The sequence below is a fragment of the Pseudomonas lini genome (genome assembly GCF_001042905.1).
In the GTDB taxonomy this organism is placed as follows: domain Bacteria; phylum Pseudomonadota; class Gammaproteobacteria; order Pseudomonadales; family Pseudomonadaceae; genus Aquipseudomonas; species Aquipseudomonas lini.
Map to the genome: position 1 here is coordinate 296,049 of NZ_JYLB01000007.1, position 16,982 is coordinate 313,030.

General features: G+C 58.2%; 17 protein-coding genes. 13 read left to right on the forward strand and 4 right to left on the reverse strand.

Annotated elements, in window-relative coordinates; genetic code table 11:
• Positions 1 to 62: 62 nt before the first annotated feature.
• The 4 genes from TU81_RS21940 to TU81_RS21955 are packed head-to-tail and all read left to right on the forward strand — an operon-like array spanning position 63 to position 3,612.
• Positions 63 to 935 carry a heme/hemin ABC transporter substrate-binding protein gene (locus tag TU81_RS21940; RefSeq protein WP_048396499.1) on the forward strand — a complete coding sequence of 291 codons (873 nt, stop codon included), beginning with the start codon at positions 63 to 65 and terminating at the stop codon, positions 933 to 935.
• Between the two features lie 50 nt (positions 936 to 985).
• Positions 986 to 1,969, forward strand: coding sequence for a FecCD family ABC transporter permease (locus TU81_RS21945; RefSeq protein ID WP_161794747.1), 984 nt, complete (start codon positions 986 to 988; stop codon positions 1,967 to 1,969).
• Positions 1,969 to 2,736: a heme ABC transporter ATP-binding protein gene (locus tag TU81_RS21950; protein ID WP_048396501.1), complete on the forward strand. Its 768-nt coding sequence runs from the start codon at positions 1,969 to 1,971 to the stop codon at positions 2,734 to 2,736. Before TU81_RS21945 ends, TU81_RS21950 begins: the two co-directional genes overlap by 1 nt.
• Before the next feature lie 21 nt (positions 2,737 to 2,757).
• On the forward strand, positions 2,758 to 3,612 hold the full coding sequence (locus TU81_RS21955) for a ChaN family lipoprotein (protein WP_048396502.1): 855 nt from the start codon (positions 2,758 to 2,760) through the stop codon (positions 3,610 to 3,612).
• Between the two features lie 280 nt (positions 3,613 to 3,892).
• On the opposite strand, the gene TU81_RS21960 is transcribed toward TU81_RS21955, so the two are convergent.
• The 3 genes from TU81_RS21960 to TU81_RS21970 form a co-directional block, all read right to left on the reverse strand.
• Positions 3,893 to 4,165, reverse strand: coding sequence for a TfoX/Sxy family protein (locus tag TU81_RS21960; RefSeq protein WP_007902045.1), 273 nt, complete (start codon positions 4,163 to 4,165; stop codon positions 3,893 to 3,895).
• A 243-nt stretch (positions 4,166 to 4,408) separates the two neighbouring features.
• Entirely contained in the window at positions 4,409 to 4,753 is a 345-nt protein-coding gene (locus TU81_RS21965) for a pentapeptide repeat-containing protein (protein WP_038981541.1), read from the reverse strand.
• A gap of 91 nt (positions 4,754 to 4,844) precedes the next feature.
• Positions 4,845 to 6,401 carry a bifunctional aminoglycoside phosphotransferase/ATP-binding protein gene (locus TU81_RS21970; protein ID WP_048396503.1) on the reverse strand — a complete coding sequence of 519 codons (1,557 nt, stop codon included), beginning with the start codon at positions 6,399 to 6,401 and terminating at the stop codon, positions 4,845 to 4,847.
• Positions 6,402 to 6,519: 118 nt separating this feature from the next.
• On the opposite strand from TU81_RS21970, the gene mrcB reads away from it, so the two are divergent.
• Genes mrcB through TU81_RS21985 form a run of 3 tightly spaced genes read left to right on the forward strand, consistent with a single transcriptional unit; the run spans position 6,520 to position 9,924 of the window.
• Positions 6,520 to 8,838 carry a penicillin-binding protein 1B gene (mrcB, locus tag TU81_RS21975; RefSeq protein ID WP_038981543.1) on the forward strand — a complete coding sequence of 773 codons (2,319 nt, stop codon included), beginning with the start codon at positions 6,520 to 6,522 and terminating at the stop codon, positions 8,836 to 8,838.
• Between the two features lie 16 nt (positions 8,839 to 8,854).
• Complete coding sequence (locus tag TU81_RS21980; RefSeq protein ID WP_038981544.1) at positions 8,855 to 9,589, forward strand: tetratricopeptide repeat protein; 735 nt, start codon at positions 8,855 to 8,857, stop codon at positions 9,587 to 9,589.
• Positions 9,589 to 9,924: a YqcC family protein gene (locus TU81_RS21985; protein WP_038981545.1), complete on the forward strand. Its 336-nt coding sequence runs from the start codon at positions 9,589 to 9,591 to the stop codon at positions 9,922 to 9,924. The genes TU81_RS21980 and TU81_RS21985 overlap by 1 nt, the downstream gene beginning before the upstream one ends.
• Before the next feature lie 116 nt (positions 9,925 to 10,040).
• Here the strand turns inward: TU81_RS21985 and TU81_RS21990 are convergent, their stop codons facing one another.
• Positions 10,041 to 10,463 (reverse strand): DUF4124 domain-containing protein, encoded by a 423-nt coding sequence (locus TU81_RS21990; RefSeq protein ID WP_048396504.1) that lies wholly within the window; start codon positions 10,461 to 10,463, stop codon positions 10,041 to 10,043.
• A 401-nt stretch (positions 10,464 to 10,864) separates the two neighbouring features.
• Between TU81_RS21990 and TU81_RS21995 the strand changes: the two genes are divergently transcribed.
• The 6 genes from TU81_RS21995 to msrQ all read left to right on the forward strand — a co-directional run bounded on the left by TU81_RS21995 (position 10,865) and on the right by msrQ (position 16,849).
• Positions 10,865 to 12,589, forward strand: coding sequence for an acetolactate synthase 3 large subunit (locus TU81_RS21995; protein ID WP_030130347.1), 1,725 nt, complete (start codon positions 10,865 to 10,867; stop codon positions 12,587 to 12,589).
• A 2-nt stretch (positions 12,590 to 12,591) separates the two neighbouring features.
• Positions 12,592 to 13,083, forward strand: a complete 492-nt coding sequence (gene ilvN, locus TU81_RS22000) for an acetolactate synthase small subunit (protein WP_003176102.1) — start codon at positions 12,592 to 12,594, stop codon at positions 13,081 to 13,083.
• 48 nt (positions 13,084 to 13,131) lie between these two features.
• Positions 13,132 to 14,148, forward strand: a complete 1,017-nt coding sequence (ilvC, locus tag TU81_RS22005; protein ID WP_007948647.1) for a ketol-acid reductoisomerase — start codon at positions 13,132 to 13,134, stop codon at positions 14,146 to 14,148.
• Positions 14,149 to 14,294: 146 nt separating this feature from the next.
• Positions 14,295 to 15,152, forward strand: coding sequence for a CDP-diacylglycerol--serine O-phosphatidyltransferase (gene pssA / locus TU81_RS22010; RefSeq protein WP_008006914.1), 858 nt, complete (start codon positions 14,295 to 14,297; stop codon positions 15,150 to 15,152).
• A gap of 63 nt (positions 15,153 to 15,215) precedes the next feature.
• Positions 15,216 to 16,229 (forward strand): protein-methionine-sulfoxide reductase catalytic subunit MsrP, encoded by a 1,014-nt coding sequence (gene msrP / locus TU81_RS22015; RefSeq protein ID WP_038981547.1) that lies wholly within the window; start codon positions 15,216 to 15,218, stop codon positions 16,227 to 16,229.
• Complete coding sequence (gene msrQ / locus TU81_RS22020; RefSeq protein ID WP_038981548.1) at positions 16,229 to 16,849, forward strand: protein-methionine-sulfoxide reductase heme-binding subunit MsrQ; 621 nt, start codon at positions 16,229 to 16,231, stop codon at positions 16,847 to 16,849. Before msrP ends, msrQ begins: the two co-directional genes overlap by 1 nt.
• Positions 16,850 to 16,982 lie beyond the last annotated feature (133 nt).

The following is a 16,982-nucleotide window of genomic DNA, read 5'->3' on the forward strand; positions in this document are numbered from 1 at the left end:
GATGCCGAGGATACTTGGCCTGTCCTCTCGATGCCCGGGAAAACCTTTAAAGGAAGCTGTTTATGCGCCTGAGTACCCGCGTCGCTGCGCTCTGTGTCGGACTGCTCGTCAGTCACCAGGCCATGGCAGCCGAGTTGCCGCAACGTTGGGTCAGCGCCGGTGGTGCCTTGTCGGAATGGGTCAGCGCATTGGGCGGTGAGTCGAAACTGGTGGGCGTCGATACCACCAGTCAGCATCCTGAGTCGCTGAAGACACTGCCGAGCGTCGGCTATCAACGGCAACTCTCGGCAGAAGGCGTTCTGAGTCTGCGCCCGCAGATCCTGGTGGGCACCGAAGAAATGGGGCCGCCATCGGTGCTTTCACAGATTCGCAGCGCGGGCGTTCAGGTCGAACTGTTCTCGGCCCAGCCAGATTTGCCGACATTGCAGGGCAACCTGCAGCATCTGGGCAAATTGCTGGGGGCTGAAGATCGGGCTTCGCAAGTATTCCAGACTTATCAACAGCAGCTCGATCAGCAACAAGCCCGGGTCAGTCAGGTGCAACTCAAACACAAAGCACCGGGTGTATTGCTGCTGTTGGGGCATGCGGGCGGTAAACCGTTAATTGCCGGTAAAGACACCGCCGCCGATTGGTTGCTGCAACAGGCCGGTGGCCACAATCTGGCAACCCACACTGGCTACAAGCCGTTTTCCGTAGAGTCCCTGGCCAGTCTCAATCCCGAAGTGCTGGTGTTTGCCGACCGTGCGCTGACGGGCGATGCGGCGCGCGCGGCGTTGTTCAAGGAAAATCCGATCCTCTCGTCCACCCGCGCGGCCAAGGACGGGCGAGTCATGGAACTGGACCCGACGTTGTTGGTGGGGGGACTGGGGCCACGGTTGCCGGAAAGTCTGACCAGGCTGTCTGACGAGTTCTATCCCGGTACGACCGGCCAATGACTTTTCTGGTTAAACCCCGTGCACTATTCATTGGTCTGAGCCTGCTGTGTTTGCTGGCGATCTGGTTGTCGTTGGCGTTGGGGCCGGTGAGTCTGCCGTTGTTCGACACGTTACGCGCGGCGTTGCGGCTGATTGGTTTGCCAATCGCGCCCGACGGGTTGGAGCAGGCCGAACTGATCCTCGGGCAGATTCGCTTGCCGCGAACCTTGCTCGGCTTGGCTGTGGGCGGCGTGCTGGCGCTGTCCGGCGTGGCAATGCAGGGCTTGTTTCGCAATCCTCTGGCCGATCCGGGATTGGTGGGGGTCTCCAGTGGCGCGGCATTGGGCGCCGCCATCGCGATTGTCGGCGGTTCGGTGTTCGGCGGTCTGCCTGAATCCTTCGGGCCTTATCTGTTGTCGGTGTGTGCGTTTCTCGGCGGGCTGGGTGTAACGGCGCTGGTGTATCGATTGGGGCGACGCAATGGCCAGACCAACGTCGCCACCATGCTGCTGGCCGGTATTGCATTGACTGCCCTGGCCGGTTCGGCGGTAGGGTTATTCACCTATCTGGCGGATGACGCGACCCTGCGCACCCTGACGTTCTGGAACCTGGGCAGCCTTAACGGCGCCAGTTATTCGCGACTTTGGCCGTTGCTGCTGGTGAGCACCGGTGTGGCGCTGTGGTTGCCGCGTCGGGCCAAGGCCTTGAATGCATTGTTGCTGGGGGAGTCGGAGGCCGGTCACTTGGGCATCGACGTCGAAGGCCTCAAGCGCGAACTGGTGTTCTGCACGGCATTGGGCGTCGGCGCGGCGGTCGCGGCAGCGGGGATGATCGGATTTGTCGGTCTGGTGGTGCCGCATCTGGTGCGATTACTGGCCGGCCCCGATCATCGGGTGCTGTTGCCAGCGTCGGTATTGGCGGGCGCCAGTCTCTTATTGTTTGCCGATCTGGTGGCGCGACTGGCCCTGGCGCCGGCCGAGTTGCCGATCGGGATTGTCACAGCCTTCATCGGCGCACCGTTCTTTCTGTATTTACTGCTCAGAGGGCGTGCCTGATGTTGCGAACGCAGAATCTGCAAATCCGGCGCGGTCGAAAGATTGTTCTCACGGACATCACCCTTGAACTCAAACCGGGTGAAGTCCTCGGCGTGCTGGGCCCCAATGGTGCCGGCAAAAGCACATTGCTTGGCGCCCTATGTGGCGAATTGCATGCGGACCACGGCGGTGTCTGGCTCGATGAGCGCGAGCTGAGTCATTGGGCCGGGGCGCAGCGAGCCCAGCGTTTGGCGGTGTTGCCGCAGGTGTCGACCCTGGACTTTGCCTTTCGCGTCGAAGAAGTGGTCGGCATGGGGCGTTTGCCTTATCAAAGCGGCCGGGTCCGGGATGACGAGATCGTCGCCGCCGCGCTGCTCGCGGCCGATGCGCGGCACCTGAGTGGACGCAGCTATCTGGCGTTGTCTGGCGGCGAACGTCAGCGGGTGCATCTGGCACGTGTGCTGGCGCAGCTCTGGCCGGGGGAGGCGGGGCAAACGTTGTTGCTCGACGAACCGACATCGATGCTCGACCCGCTGCACCAACACACTACTCTGCAAGCGGTGCGCGAGTTCGCCGATCGTGGCGCCGCGGTGCTGGTGATCCTGCATGATCTGAATCTGGCGGCACGTTATTGTGATCGCCTATTACTGCTCGAAGGTGGGCGCCCCGTGGCGCTGGATACACCGGAGCAGGTGCTGCGCCCGGAACCGCTCAGGGCCGTGTTCGGGTTGGAAGTACTGGTGCAGCCGCACCCGGAGCGTGGGCATCCGCTGATCATCGCCCGCTGAGCATTTCATCGAGGTGAGAACATGCGTGTGATGGTGATCCTGGCTGTGCTGTTACTGAGTGCCTGTCAGCATGTGCCGGTGGTGCCGCCGCCCGTCAGCGGCGAGATCCGGGACCTGCGCAGCGGTCAAACACTGACAGCACAGGAACTGCTTGCACGGTTAGCCAAGCCTTCGCGGTTGATCGTCGGCGAACAGCATGACAATCGTGATCACCATCAACTGCAATTGTGGTTATTACAGGCACTGGGTGAGCGGCGGCCCCAAGGCAGTTTGCTGCTGGAAATGCTCACGCCGGATCAGCAAGCGCGCGTCGATCACGTCAGGCATGCGTCACCGCTACCCGCTGACTTGCCCAATGCATTGGCCTGGCAATCGGGTTGGGACTGGAATCTGTACGGGCCGATCGTTGGTTTTGTCCTGACTCAGCCATACCCGTTGCTGGCGGCCAATCTGGATACGCTTGAAGTCCGTACTGTCTATGCCAAGCCGCCGACATTGAGCGGTTCGCGTTCTAACGCCCCGATGGTCAAGGATGAGTTGCTGGCACAGATCAGCGATTCCCACTGCGGCTTGCTGCCCACATCGCAAATGCCCGCGATGCTGGCCGTCCAGCAGCAACGTGACCGGCGGATGGCTGGGCGATTACTGGCCGCACCGACGCCTTCACTACTGTTTGCTGGTGCGTACCACGCGCGTAAAGATGTCGGGGTGCCGATCCATGTGCTGGATCTGGATGAGCCTGAAGCGCCAACGGTATTGATGCTGGCGGAGCAGGGCGCTGAGGTCACAGCGGCCATGGCCGATTACGTCTGGTATACGCCCGCCACGCCACCGCAGGATTACTGCGCGCAAATGCGTAAACAGTTCGGCAAGTAGTCAGGGCGGTACAATCTGGCGAGTTTTCCACAGGCAAAAAAAGACCCGGCAAGAGCCGGGTCAAATAACCGTGATTAGCCTGATGAGGAGATAATCTGAGAGTCCGAACCAAGGGCTTTTCAGAATATCGACCAGTCTCGCGACCAGTTGTGATAATCATAGCGATTCTCATTACCAAGTCAACCGCTGATTTTCAATTTCTGTGGATCTCACCAGTTCCCTTAGTGAAGGCCCTGCAATCATTGGTCTTCAGGCTGTGTGCGTAAGCGCAATTACCCATTCAAATCTTGTGGCGTGACGAGATAGCGTCCAGTTGTTTGTTCAAGGCTTCCTTGCGTTCGGCGGGAATGTCGTTCCAGTGAACATCCATCAGTGCGCCTTCGATCGCATACAACAACACCTTGGAAGCCCGAAAACCGCGCGTGCGCACGGCCCGATAAGCATCCACAGCTCCCAGCCGACGCAAGTCCGAGGCACTGTGGATACCCACGGCATGCAGCCATTGCGCCGATGTCTTGCCAAGATTTTTCAGGTGTTGCAGTTCATCATTCATCAAGCCTCCTTGCGACAGCCGAACGGTGCGTGGGCGAGCCTCTCAGCAGTGTAGCCATCAGTAGGAAAAGCGTGATTGTTTGGTCGGTTTCGACGCAAAAGCTTCTAAGAAGAGGGCTCAAGAAACGGCGTGAAAAGGCTGCGAGTGCAGTCGGAAGACGGGCGTTAGGCCTAAAGTTTCAGGGTGAAAAAAGTACAGGGTCCAGCGCAAAGCAGGGGCGCCGGACCTGGTAGAACGTCGCTTTTAGCGGGTGCGATAACGCAGTCGCGTACCGAAATTCATCGACATCAGAATCTCATCGGCACTCAGCTCTGGCGGGAAGTAGGCGCCGGAAATCTGCGCGTGGGCCAGGCTCGCGCCTTCCAGGGATGAGTTGCGAAAGTCGATGCCGCGCAAGTCGGCAGAGCGGAAATACGCATCGGCGAAGTCGACGCCGTCGGCGTTCAGTTCACGCAGATCGAGACCACGAAAGTCGCCACCGACCATGTCGATAGGTCCATCTTTCGGGCGTTCGTTGTTAAAGCCTGTGATGTCGTCTTTGTGTAGCAAGGCATAAAGCGGGGTGTCGAGAAGTTTCGGCTGGCTCATGTCACATCACCTGATGGTTTTATGACGCCAGTATAGTGCCACTATTTGACAGCCGTGAAGCCGGTGAAGGCTTCACGGTTGAAATAGTTTCTTACAGGCCTGGCAGGCGCTGGCGAATCTGCGCAACGACGGTATCGAGCGTGCCACTTTCATTAGTCTGGACGCGTTTGCTGCACAGAATTTCTGCTGGTGTCAGGGCCTCGCGATTGGCTTGCTGGGCGGCGATAACGCTCAGGTTGGCGTCGGACGGATCGTTATTGTCGGCCTGGCGTTGCTTCAACCAGCTCTCGATCACCGCTTGCGGAGCGTCGCAGTCGAGGATCAGGAACGGCGCACCAGTGGCTTCGGCGATTTTTGCCGCGCCGTCACGTTGGTCGCGCTTGAGGTACGTGGCATCGACCACTACCGGGAAACCGGCATGCAGAATTACACCGGCAATTTCATGCAGACGGCTGTAAGTAGCGGTGTTGGCATCGGCACTATAAATGCCGGCCTGCAGGTCGTTCGGTACGTTTTGCTCGCCGAACATACGCTTGCGCTCGACATCGGAACGCAGACGAATGGCGCCCAGCGCTTCTACCAGGCGCATGGCCACGTGGCTTTTACCAACAGCGGAAACACCGTGGGTAATCGCCAGGAAGCGCGAAGGAATGGTGCTGTAGCTTTCCGCCAGGTTGGCGTAGTTGCGGTACTGACGCAGCGTAGTGGCGCGCTGCACCGGATCGGCCTCGGCCGGCATGCTGAACAGGCTGACCTTGGCACGAACCAGTGCGCGGTAGGCTTTATAGAAGTTCAGCAGCTCAAGGCCCTGATAGTCGCCGGTCAGTTCCAGGTATTGGCTGATGAAACGGCGCGCCAGACTCTTCAGGCCACGGTCTTCCAGGTCCATGGCCAGGAAGCCGGTGTCGGCGTAAACGTCGGTGAAGCGGAACGGTTCGTTGAACTCGATGCAGTCGAAGATCACCACGTTGCCGTCGATCACGGTGGCGTTGCCCAAGTGAATGTCGCCGTGGCATTCACGAATGAAACCGTCGGCCTTGCGCTGGGCGAGCAGCGGCTTGAGGCGTTCGAAGCTGCTTTCGGCCCAGGCTTGCAGTGCATCCAGTTGCAGCAGATCGGCCTTGTCACTGAGGAACGGACGGATCTGTTCGAAGTTCTGACGTACTGGCGCCATGACGCTGTCCGGTGTGCCGGCTTCGTGTTCGGCAGGCACTTTCGGCGCGCTGAGGTGGAATTGAGCGATCTGTGCGGCCATCTCGTCGATGTGCGTGGTGGTCAATTCGCCGTTGGCTTGCAAGGTGCTGAGCAGACCGTTCTGCGGGAACTGGCGCATTTTCAGTACGTATTCGATGGCCGGGCCGTCGCCGCCCAGTTGCGGGGCTTCGGCGCTGCCGGTGACTGGCAACACTTCAAGATACAAATCATGGGTAAGGCGCTGGTTCAGACGCAACTCTTCAGCGCAGAAATGTTCGCGAGCCTCGAGGCTGGTGAAATCGAGGAAGCCGAAATTCACCGGCTTCTTCACTTTATAAGCGTAGGGGCCGGTGAGCAGCACCCAGGAAATATGGGTTTCGATGACCTGAAACCCTTCTACGGGATGCGGGTAGAGGGCCGGGTTTTGCAGGGCAGCGATCAGGGACTGGCTCACAGGCGATCCTTCAGAGTCTGGGGAAAATTCAAGGCCGCCATTATGGCCGCAAGTCCGCCCGACGCAAACCTCAGCGGGCTTCTGTTGAGTATGAATAAAGTGCGTATAATCCGCCGCCATGACTCGTACTCGATCCCCCCGCACCCCCAAAAAACCACCTTCCAGGGGCATGCGCCCCTGGCTGGGCTGGGCCCTTAAACTCAGCCTGGTCGGCCTTGTGGTGCTCGCCGGGTTCGCGGTTTACCTTGACGCTGTGGTCCAGGAGAAGTTCTCCGGCAAGCGCTGGACCATCCCGGCCAAGGTATATGCGCGTCCGCTCGAGCTGTTCGTCGGGCAAAAACTCAGCAAGGACGACTTCCTCACCGAACTTGATGCCTTGGGGTACCGACGCGAAGCCGTCAGCAACGGCCCCGGCGCGGCGGCAATCAATGGCAATACCATCGACTTGAATACCCGGGGCTTCCAGTTCTATGAGGGCATGGAACAGGCTCAGCCCGTGCGTGTGCGCTTCTCCGGCGACTACGTGGCCGAGCTGTCGGCGACCAACGGTTCGAAGCTTTCGGTCGTACGTCTGGAGCCGCTGCTGATCGGCGGGATTTACCCGAAAAACCTTGAAGACCGCATCCTGATCAAGATCGATCAGGTTCCGCCATATCTGCTTGAAACCCTGATTGCCGTGGAAGACCGGGATTTCTACAGTCACTGGGGCGTATCGCCGAAGTCGATTGCCCGAGCCGTTTACGTCAACACTTCGGGCGGCAAGATGACCCAGGGCGGCAGTACCCTGACGCAACAGTTGGTCAAGAACTTCTACCTCACCAGCGAACGCAGCCTGACCCGTAAGCTCACCGAAGCCATGATGGCGATGTTGCTTGAACTGCATTACGACAAGCCCGAAATTCTTGAGGCTTACCTCAATGAAGTGTTCGTCGGCCAGGATGGTCAGCGTGCGGTGCATGGTTTCGGCCTGGCCAGCCAGTTCTTCTTCGGGCAGCCATTGTCCGAGCTGAAACTGCATCAAGTCGCTATGTTGGTGGGCATGGTCAAGGGGCCGTCCTATTACAACCCGCGTCGCAACCCTGAGCGGGCGCTGGAGCGGCGCAATCTGGTGCTCGATGTTCTGGGGGAGCAAGGCGTTGCCACCGCCGAGCAGGTTGAGGCAGCGAAGAAAATGCCACTGGGTGTAACCACTCGCGGCAAGTTGGCCGACAGCTCGTTCCCGGGCTTCCTCGACCTGGTTAAACGTCAGTTGCGCGAAGACTACCGCGACGAAGACTTGACCGAAGAGGGGCTGCGGATTTTCACCAGCTTCGACCCGATCCTGCAGATGAAAGCTGAAGCCTCGGTCAATGACACGTTCAAGCGTCTGGCCGGGCGCAAGGGTTCCGATGAGGTTGAGGCGGCCATGGTCGTAACCAACCCGGAAACCGGCGAAGTCCAGGCGATGATTGGCAGCCGTCAGGCGGGTTTTGCCGGTTTCAACCGGGCATTGGACGCGGTACGACCGATCGGCTCGTTGATCAAGCCGGCGGTTTATCTGACAGCTCTTGAGAAGCCAAGCCAGTACACGCTGACCAGTTGGCTGTCGGACGAATCCTTTTCGGTCAAAGGCGCGGACGGTCAGGTCTGGAAACCGCAGAATTATGATCGCCGTTCCCACGGTACGGTGTTCCTTTATCAAGGGTTGGCGCACTCCTACAACCTGTCGACCGCGCGTCTCGGGTTGGCGGTGGGCGTACCGAATGTCTTGAAGACCCTGGCACGTCTGGGGGTGAGTCGCGAGTTCCCGGCGTTCCCGTCGATGTTGCTGGGTGCCGGTGGCTTGACCCCGATCGAAGTGGCGACCATGTACCAGACACTAGCCAACGGCGGATTCAATACGCCGATGCGCGGGATTCGCAGCGTGCTGACTGCCGAGGGCGAGCCGCTCAAGCGTTATCCGTTCCAGATTCAGCAGCAGTTCGATCCGGCGTCCATTTACCTGGTTCAGAGCGCCATGCAACGAGTCATGCGTGAAGGTACGGGCAGCTCGGTTTATAACGTGTTGCCGAAAACCCTGACCCTGGCCGGCAAGACTGGTACCAGTAACGATTCGCGGGACAGCTGGTTCGCCGGTTTCAGTCAGGATCTGCTGGCAGTGGTCTGGTTGGGGCGCGATGATAACGGCAAGACACCGTTCACCGGTGCCACCGGTGCGTTGCAGGTCTGGACCAGTTTCATGCGCAAGGCCGATCCGCTGCCGCTGGACATGCCGCAGCCGGACAACATTGTTCAGGCCTGGGTCGATTCGCGCACCGGGCAAGGTTCTGAAGGCAGTTGCCCTGGCGCGGTGCAGATGCCGTATATTCGCGGCAGCGAACCGCCTCCTGGCGCCGCTTGCGGTGGTGAAAACCCTGCTGAGTCGGTGATGGATTGGGTCAAAGGATGGATGAATTAAGCAAAGAGGGTTTCAAGTGAACAAGTGGTTGATTCCAGCGGTGACTGCCGTGGCTTTGCTCAGCGGCTGCTCCACCGTACAGCGTGGTTCGATCCCGGTTGTGGATTCGGGCACCGCCGTCTCCAACAGCGAGCGGATTTCGGCGAATGGCGGTTACCGTCAAACGACGGTAAAACGTCCTGTGCAAGGCCAGACTCAGGCAATCCCGCAAGGTGACACTGGCGTTGTGGTGATGGTGCCGGGTGGTGGCGCCGTTTCCTCGGCACCGATCAGCACTTCGCCAATTACTCCGGGCCCGATCACTCCGGGGCCGATCGATACCTCGCCGGTCCAGTCGGCACCGATCAATCAGGGCAGCTACAGCATGCCATCGACGCCGAGCGGGATTCCTTCGGCGAGCTCCGGTGGCTTGTCTGCCGATGAGCAACTGGACGGTCCGGTCCTGGCGTTGTTGACCACTGCCCAGCAGCAACAGGCCAGCGGCGACCTTAATGGCGCGTCCTCCAGTCTCGAGCGCGCCCAGCGTGTCGCGCCGCGTGAGCCGCAAGTGCTTTATCGCCTGGCCCAGGTGCGTATGGCCCAAGGCGATGCGGCACAGGCCGAGCAATTCGCTCGTCGTGGTCTGACGCTCGCCAATGGTCGTCCGGCCCTTCAGGCCAGCCTGTGGGAATTGATCGCCCAGGCTCGTGAGAAGCAGGGTGACTCCGCCGGTGCGGCGTTGGCTCGTCAGAAGGCCAAGGTCTCGCTGTGATGGATGCGCGCTTCCCGAAGATTGCCGAACAGTTGCTGTTGATCGAGCGCGAACTGCGCGTCCAGGGCTGGTGGGACGAAGTCTCGCCGTCCGCTGAAGCGCTTTCCAGTGTCGAGCCATTTTCGGTGGATACGCTGGATTTCGAGCAATGGCTGCAATGGATCTTCCTGCCAAGAATGAAGTCGATCCTGGAACAAGACCTGCCATTACCTAACGCGTCGGGGATTCAGGAGATGGCCGAAATGGTCTTCGCCGCCCGCAACGTCCAGGGTAAGGATCGGCAGCTTCAGGTCTTGCTCAAAGAGTTCGACCTGTTGATCACCGCCTCTCGCTAACGCCGATCCGTTGTAGGAACAGTGTAGGAGCTGTCGAGTGAAACGAGGCTGCGATCTTTTGATGTTGCTTTAAAAACAAGATCAAAAGATCGCAGCCTCGTTTCACTCGACAGCTCCTACATGCAGTTTTTCGCAATCTGTTTCTGTGCTTCGGTGATGCGCTCCTGACGTTGTTGGTCGGTCAGGCGGCGCATCTCACCTTCGACATCCTCTCGTAGTCGCGGATTATTCTGCAGTTGAGCCAGGTTCGTTCGGGCCTGTTCGCAGAATACTTTTAGCTGGGCTTGCTGCTCGGCAACCTGCTTTTTTACTTTGGTGTCGATGGCCCGTTGATCGCCTATGACGTTGCTGCGCGTTGGCGTGTCCGGTTTGCCGACGGGCGGGGCGGGCGTCACCACGAGGGTGGGCTCCTGGCCTGGGGGCGGTTGCGCATCGAAATGAGTGACGCCCTGGGCATCGACCCATTTATAGATCTGACCCGCCATGCACAAAGGGCTCAGGCTGATCAGCAAACCGGCGGTGAAGAAGAACGTTCGCATGCCATTTCCTTGTCATGGGTGCGCAATCGAAGCTAACACAGTTGCGGTTTAAAGGTTTTTTCTTGCGTTCTCATGCGCTTAGTTCGAATAAAGCACATTGACGGCTTGACTTGCGATGGGCGAAACAGAAGAATCCAAAGTCCGCTGTAGAGGGACTGCCAGAAGCAGACCCACTCGGTAGATCATGAGGCGCACATCCGCGCCGACCTGTTACACCCGCAACGCGTTACCTCGCGCTGGGTGGGAAAGGCCCGCAACACTTGGGACGATCCCAATACTTGCTCAGTCAGTGCTGACGTAGTCGGCGACCACCGTCGCTCATGCTCTGCCGAGAAGTAAACCTATTAAGACCCGTCCTCTTTGTATGTGGGCGGTATTCTGGCGTTTTAGAGGTGAACAACGTGGAGCTTTTATCTGGCGGTGAGATGCTCGTCCGCTTTTTGCGTGACGAAGGCGTCAAATATATCTACGGGTACCCGGGTGGTGCTCTTCTTCATGTCTATGATGCCCTGTTCAAAGAACCGGAAGTGACCCACATCCTGGTTCGTCACGAGCAGGCTGCGACCCATATGGCTGACGGCTATGCCCGTGCCACCGGTAAAGCCGGTGTGGTACTGGTAACCTCCGGCCCGGGTGCAACCAACGCCATCACCGGTATTGCCACGGCCTATATGGACTCCATTCCGATGGTGATCATTTCCGGCCAGGTGCCTAGCACCATGGTAGGTACCGATGCATTCCAGGAAACCGACATGATCGGTATCTCCCGGCCGATCGTGAAGCACAGCTTCATGATCAAGCATGCGTCGGAAATCCCGGAAGTCATGAAGAAAGCGTTCTACCTGGCGCAATCCGGTCGTCCTGGTCCGGTCGTTGTCGATATCCCGAAAGACATGACCAACCCGGCCGAGAAGTTCGAATACATCTTCCCGAAAAAAGCCAAGCTGCGTTCCTACAGCCCGGCCGTTCGCGGTCACTCCGGGCAAATCCGCAAGGCAGCTGAAATGCTCCTGGCGGCCAAGCGTCCTGTGCTTTATGCAGGCGGCGGCGTGATTCTCGGTGGTGGCTCCGCGCCGCTGACCGAACTGGCGAAGATGCTCAACCTGCCAGTGACCAATACCCTGATGGGCCTGGGTGCCTACCCTGGCACCGACCGTCAGTTCATTGGCATGCTCGGCATGCACGGTAGCTACACCGCCAACCTGGCGATGCACCATGCCGATGTGATCCTTGCAGTCGGCGCGCGCTTCGATGACCGCGTGATCAACGGCCCGGCCAAGTTCTGTCCGAATGCCAAGATCATTCACATCGACATCGACCCGGCTTCGATCTCCAAGACCATCAAGGCAGACGTACCTATCGTCGGTCCGGTCGAGAGTGTCCTGACCGAAATGGTCGCGATCCTCAAGGAAATCGGCGAGACCCCGAACAAGGAGTCCGTTGCCAGCTGGTGGAAGCAAGTCGATGAGTGGCGCGGTGACCGCGGCCTGTTCCCTTACGACAAGGGTGACGGCAGCGTAATCAAGCCGCAGACCGTGATCGAAACCCTGTGCGAAGTGACCAAGGGCGACGCCTTTGTGACCTCCGACGTGGGCCAGCACCAAATGTTCGCCGCGCAGTACTACACGTTCAACAAGCCGAACCGCTGGATCAACTCCGGTGGCCTGGGCACCATGGGCTTCGGTTTTCCGGCGGCCATGGGCATCAAGCTGAGCTTCCCGGATGATGACGTCGCCTGCGTAACGGGCGAGGGCAGCATCCAGATGAACATTCAGGAACTGTCGACCTGCCTGCAATACGGTTTGCCGGTGAAGATCGTCATTCTGAATAACGGTGTACTGGGTATGGTTCGCCAGTGGCAGGACATGAGTTATGGCAGCCGCCACTCGCACTCCTACATGGAATCGTTGCCTGACTTCGTCAAGCTGGCCGAGGCCTATGGTCACGTTGGCGTGCGCATCACCGAATCGAAAGATTTGAAGTCGAAGATGGAAGAGGCGTTCGCCATGAAAGATCGCCTGGTGGTTATCGATATTTCGGTCGACACCAGCGAGCACGTCTACCCGATGCAGATCAAAGACGGCTCCATGCGCGATATGTGGCTGAGCAAGACGGAGCGTACTTAATCATGCGGCACATTATTTCCTTGCTTCTGGAAAACGAACCGGGCGCTCTGTCTCGTGTAGTCGGCCTGTTCTCGCAGCGCAACTACAACATCGAAAGCCTGACCGTGGCACCCACCGAAGACCCGACTCTGTCGCGTCTGACGCTGACCACTGTCGGCCATGATGAAGTCATCGAACAGATCACCAAGAACCTGAACAAGCTGATCGAAGTGGTAAAACTGGTCGACCTGTCGGAGAGTGCTCACATCGAGCGTGAACTGATGCTGGTCAAGGTCAAGGCCACCGGCGCCCAGCGCGCCGAGATCAAGCGCACCACCGATATTTATCGTGGGCAGATCGTTGATGTCAGCGCTAGCGTGTATACCGTTCAATTGACCGGTACCAGCGACAAGCTCGACAGCTTCATTCAATCGATCGGGACTGCCTCGATTCTGGAAACCGTACGCAGTGGCGTCACCGGGATTGCCCGCGGCGACAAAGTACTGAGCATCTAAACCAAATTAGCGAATGGCCTGAACGGCCAGGATATAGAGGGGAATTTCATGAAAGTTTATTACGAAAAAGACTGCGACCTGTCGATCATCCAGGGCAAGAAAGTTGCCATCATCGGTTACGGTTCCCAGGGCCACGCTCAAGCGTGCAACCTGAAAGACTCCGGCGTTGACGTTACTGTTGGTCTGCGTAAAGGTTCGGCTACTGTTGCCAAAGCTGAAGCCCACGGCCTGAAAGTGACTGACGTTGCTTCCGCCGTAGCGGCTGCCGACCTGGTCATGATCCTGACCCCGGACGAGTTCCAGTCTGCCCTGTACAAGAACGAAATCGAGCCGAACATCAAGAAAGGCGCCACCCTGGCCTTCTCCCACGGTTTCGCGATTCACTACAACCAGGTTGTGCCACGTGCTGACCTCGACGTGATCATGATCGCGCCGAAAGCTCCGGGCCACACCGTGCGTTCCGAGTTCGTCAAAGGCGGCGGTATCCCTGACCTGATCGCTATCTACCAGGATGCTTCGGGCAACGCCAAAAACGTTGCACTGTCCTACGCCGCTGGCGTTGGTGGCGGTCGTACCGGCATCATCGAAACCACCTTCAAGGACGAGACCGAAACCGACCTGTTCGGCGAACAAGCCGTACTGTGCGGCGGTACCGTTGAGCTGGTAAAAGCCGGTTTCGAAACTCTGGTTGAAGCTGGCTACGCGCCGGAAATGGCCTACTTCGAATGCCTGCACGAACTGAAGCTGATCGTTGACCTCATGTACGAAGGCGGTATCGCCAACATGAACTACTCGATCTCCAACAACGCTGAGTACGGCGAGTACGTGACCGGTCCGGAAGTGATCAACGCCGAATCCCGTCAGGCCATGCGCAACGCCCTGAAACGTATTCAGGACGGCGAATACGCCAAGATGTTCATCAGCGAAGGCGCCACCGGCTATCCTTCGATGACCGCCAAGCGTCGTAACAACGCCGCTCACGGTATCGAAATCATCGGTGAGCAACTGCGCTCCATGATGCCTTGGATCGGTGCCAACAAGATCGTCGACAAAGCCAAGAACTAAGTCCCGAGCTTGTACGGAAAACGCGGCCTAGGCCGCGTTTTTTCGTTTGGATCCGCCGGTTCTGGTATAAAGCTGCATTGTTTGTGGCCGAACCGTCGTCCCAGACACCTGTCGAAACTTTCCACCCCGTTGCAAGGTAAATGTCCATGAGCGAACGTCCCGAAGAGCCAAAGCAGGCTTCTGACGCCGAAAGCCTTCTGCCTATCGATGAACACATCGAAGAAGGGCATGACGCTGAAGGCCGTAAAGTCCGGCATCGTGGTATCTATCTTCTGCCGAATCTGTTCACCACTGCGAACCTCTTCGCAGGGTTCTATTCCATCATCAACTCGATGAGCGCCCAGAGTGCCTTGAGTGCTGGTGATGCGATCGGCGCGAGCAAATATTTTGCGTTTGCCGCGATCGCGATTTTCGTCGCCATGGTGCTTGACGGCCTCGATGGTCGCGTTGCCCGTATGACCAATACTCAAAGCGCTTTCGGTGCCGAGTACGACTCGCTGTCGGACATGGTTGCCTTTGGTGTGGCGCCGGCATTGCTGGCATTCGGTTGGGCCCTGGGTGACATGGGCAAGGTCGGCTGGATGGTCGCCTTCATCTATGTAGCGGGTGCGGCATTACGTCTGGCGCGTTTCAACACTCAGGTCGGCACTGCAGACAAACGTTACTTCATCGGTCTGGCCAGCCCGGCTGCCGCCGGTGTGGTTGCGGGCATTGTCTGGGCATTCAGCGACTACGGCATTCAGGGTTCCAAGATGTCGTTCCTGGTTGCACTGATGGTTGCCGCCGCTGGCATGCTGATGGTCAGTAACATCAAGTACAACAGCTTCAAGGAGCTGGACTTGAAAGGGCGCGTTCCTTTTGTCGCGATCCTCGCAGTGGTATTGGTATTCGCCGTTGTGTTCAGTGATCCGCCACGCATCCTTCTGCTGGTTTTCCTTGCCTATGCGGCTTCCGGGCCGGTGCAGTACCTGCTGCGCCTTCGCCGGCACAAAAAAGCCGAGTGATGTAATTTCCCTCATACTCCGCAGTCTATGGGTGCATCTGTCCTCCAAAGCTGCGGAGTTGTCATGCTGATCAAAGTCCCCAAAGCGTCTGACTGTCATGAGTCGGACGTCACGCCTGAATCCCTCTACCTTTCTCGTCGCAGTGTATTAGGTGCCGCCGTTGCCGGTTTGGCGGTGAGCAGTCTGCCGCGTTGGGCGAGTGCTGACGATGTTGCGCGTTATGCTGATGTAGAGCCTGGCAAGGCGCCCTCCTGGTTTGCCGAAAAGCTTCCTTCTACCAAATGGGGGGCGGTCAACGTCAAAGACGAGGCGATCACACCTTTCAAGGATGCGACCCACTACAACAATTTCTATGAGTTCGGTACCGATAAAGGTGATCCCGCGGCCAACGCCGGTGCGCTGAAAACCGAACCGTGGAGCGTGGTAGTGGACGGGGAGGTGGGTAAGCCGGGGCGGTATGCGCTGGAAGACTTCATGAAGCCTTATCAACTGGAAGAGCGCATCTATCGTCTTCGCTGTGTGGAAGCCTGGTCGATGGTCATTCCGTGGATCGGTTTTCCTGTTTCGGCGTTGCTCAAGGAGGTCGAGCCGACGTCCAAAGCCAAGTTCATTCGCTTCGAAACCTTGCAGGATCCCAAGAGTATGCCCGGGCAGCGTTCCGGTTTTGCCCTGATCGACTGGCCTTATGTAGAAGGGCTGCGTCTGGATGAGGCGATGAATCCGTTGGCGATTCTTGCTGTGGGCATGTACGGGCGTGAGTTGCCGAATCAGAACGGTGCGCCGCTGCGTCTGGTGGTGCCTTGGAAGTACGGCTTCAAGAGCATTAAATCCATCGTGCGGATCAGCTTGGTCAGCGAGCAGCCGAAAACCACCTGGCAGAGTATCGCCTCGGATGAGTATGGCTTCTATGCGAACGTGAACCCGACTGTCGATCACCCGCGCTGGACTCAGGCACGGGAAAGGCGTTTGCCGAGCGGCCTGTTCAAGCCCAATGTGCGGGACACGCAAATGTTCAATGGCTACTCGGATGAAGTCGCTTCTCTATATACAGGGCTCGATCTGCGGAAGAATTACTGATGCGATATCCGTTCTGGCGTATTGGCGTCTTCATCGCAGCAGCGATTTGGCCGCTGCTTTGGTTGTATCAGGCCTTGGGGGATGTGTTGGGGCCAGATCCGGGCAAGGTACTGGTCGACCGTCTAGGGCTGGGGGCACTTGTCCTGCTGCTGATTACATTAAGCATGACGCCTTTGCAGAAACTCACCGGTTGGCCGGGGTGGATAGCGGTTCGGCGGCAGTTGGGGTTGTGGTGCTTCGCTTATGTGGTTCTGCATTTGAGCGGTTACACGGCGTTTATTCTTGGCTTTGATTGGTCGCAGCTGGGTATCGAGTTGCGCAAGCGTCCGTACATTATTGTCGGAGTCCTGGGGTTTCTCTGTTTGCTGGCATTGGCGGTTACCTCCAATCGCTACAGTCAACGGCGTTTGGGTTCTCGCTGGAAGAAACTGCATCGGTTGGTCTATGTGGTTCTCGGGCTTGGATTGCTGCATATGTTGTGGATCGTGCGTGCCGATCTGAAGGAGTGGGCGATCTATGCTTCTATAGGTGCGTTGTTGTTGGTGTTGAGATTGCCGCCTGTAACCCGCCGGATTCCTCGTTTAACAGCCAAAAAGGCACCTTCTGCAAGAAAGGCGTAATTAGAGGTTGACGGCAGATTCTGGAAGTCTATAATTCGCCCCACTTCCGGCGCAGTCGAAACGGAAAACTCCTTGGTAAACAAAGAGTTACGCAGTTTTCGGCAGCGGTTACGCTTCAGTTCATCGAAGCCAG

Excerpts from the sequence above, each read along its gene's own strand:
- ilvC (WP_007948647.1), top strand. The coding sequence starts at position 13,132 with ATGAAAGTTTATTACGAAAAAGACTGCGACCTGTCGATCATCCAGGGC.
- TU81_RS21940 (WP_048396499.1), top strand. The coding sequence starts at position 63 with ATGCGCCTGAGTACCCGCGTCGCTGCGCTCTGTGTCGGACTGCTCGTC.
- TU81_RS21965 (WP_038981541.1), bottom strand. The coding sequence starts at position 4,753 with ATGAGCCAGCCGAAACTTCTCGACACCCCGCTTTATGCCTTGCTACAC.
- TU81_RS21990 (WP_048396504.1), bottom strand. The coding sequence starts at position 10,463 with ATGCGAACGTTCTTCTTCACCGCCGGTTTGCTGATCAGCCTGAGCCCT.
- TU81_RS21985 (WP_038981545.1), top strand. The coding sequence starts at position 9,589 with ATGGATGCGCGCTTCCCGAAGATTGCCGAACAGTTGCTGTTGATCGAG.
- mrcB (WP_038981543.1), top strand. The coding sequence starts at position 6,520 with ATGACTCGTACTCGATCCCCCCGCACCCCCAAAAAACCACCTTCCAGG.
- msrP (WP_038981547.1), top strand. The coding sequence starts at position 15,216 with ATGCTGATCAAAGTCCCCAAAGCGTCTGACTGTCATGAGTCGGACGTC.
- TU81_RS21950 (WP_048396501.1), top strand. The coding sequence starts at position 1,969 with ATGTTGCGAACGCAGAATCTGCAAATCCGGCGCGGTCGAAAGATTGTT.
- msrQ (WP_038981548.1), top strand. The coding sequence starts at position 16,229 with ATGCGATATCCGTTCTGGCGTATTGGCGTCTTCATCGCAGCAGCGATT.
- pssA (WP_008006914.1), top strand. The coding sequence starts at position 14,295 with ATGAGCGAACGTCCCGAAGAGCCAAAGCAGGCTTCTGACGCCGAAAGC.
- ilvN (WP_003176102.1), top strand. The coding sequence starts at position 12,592 with ATGCGGCACATTATTTCCTTGCTTCTGGAAAACGAACCGGGCGCTCTG.
- TU81_RS21960 (WP_007902045.1), bottom strand. The coding sequence starts at position 4,165 with ATGAATGATGAACTGCAACACCTGAAAAATCTTGGCAAGACATCGGCG.
- TU81_RS21955 (WP_048396502.1), top strand. The coding sequence starts at position 2,758 with ATGCGTGTGATGGTGATCCTGGCTGTGCTGTTACTGAGTGCCTGTCAG.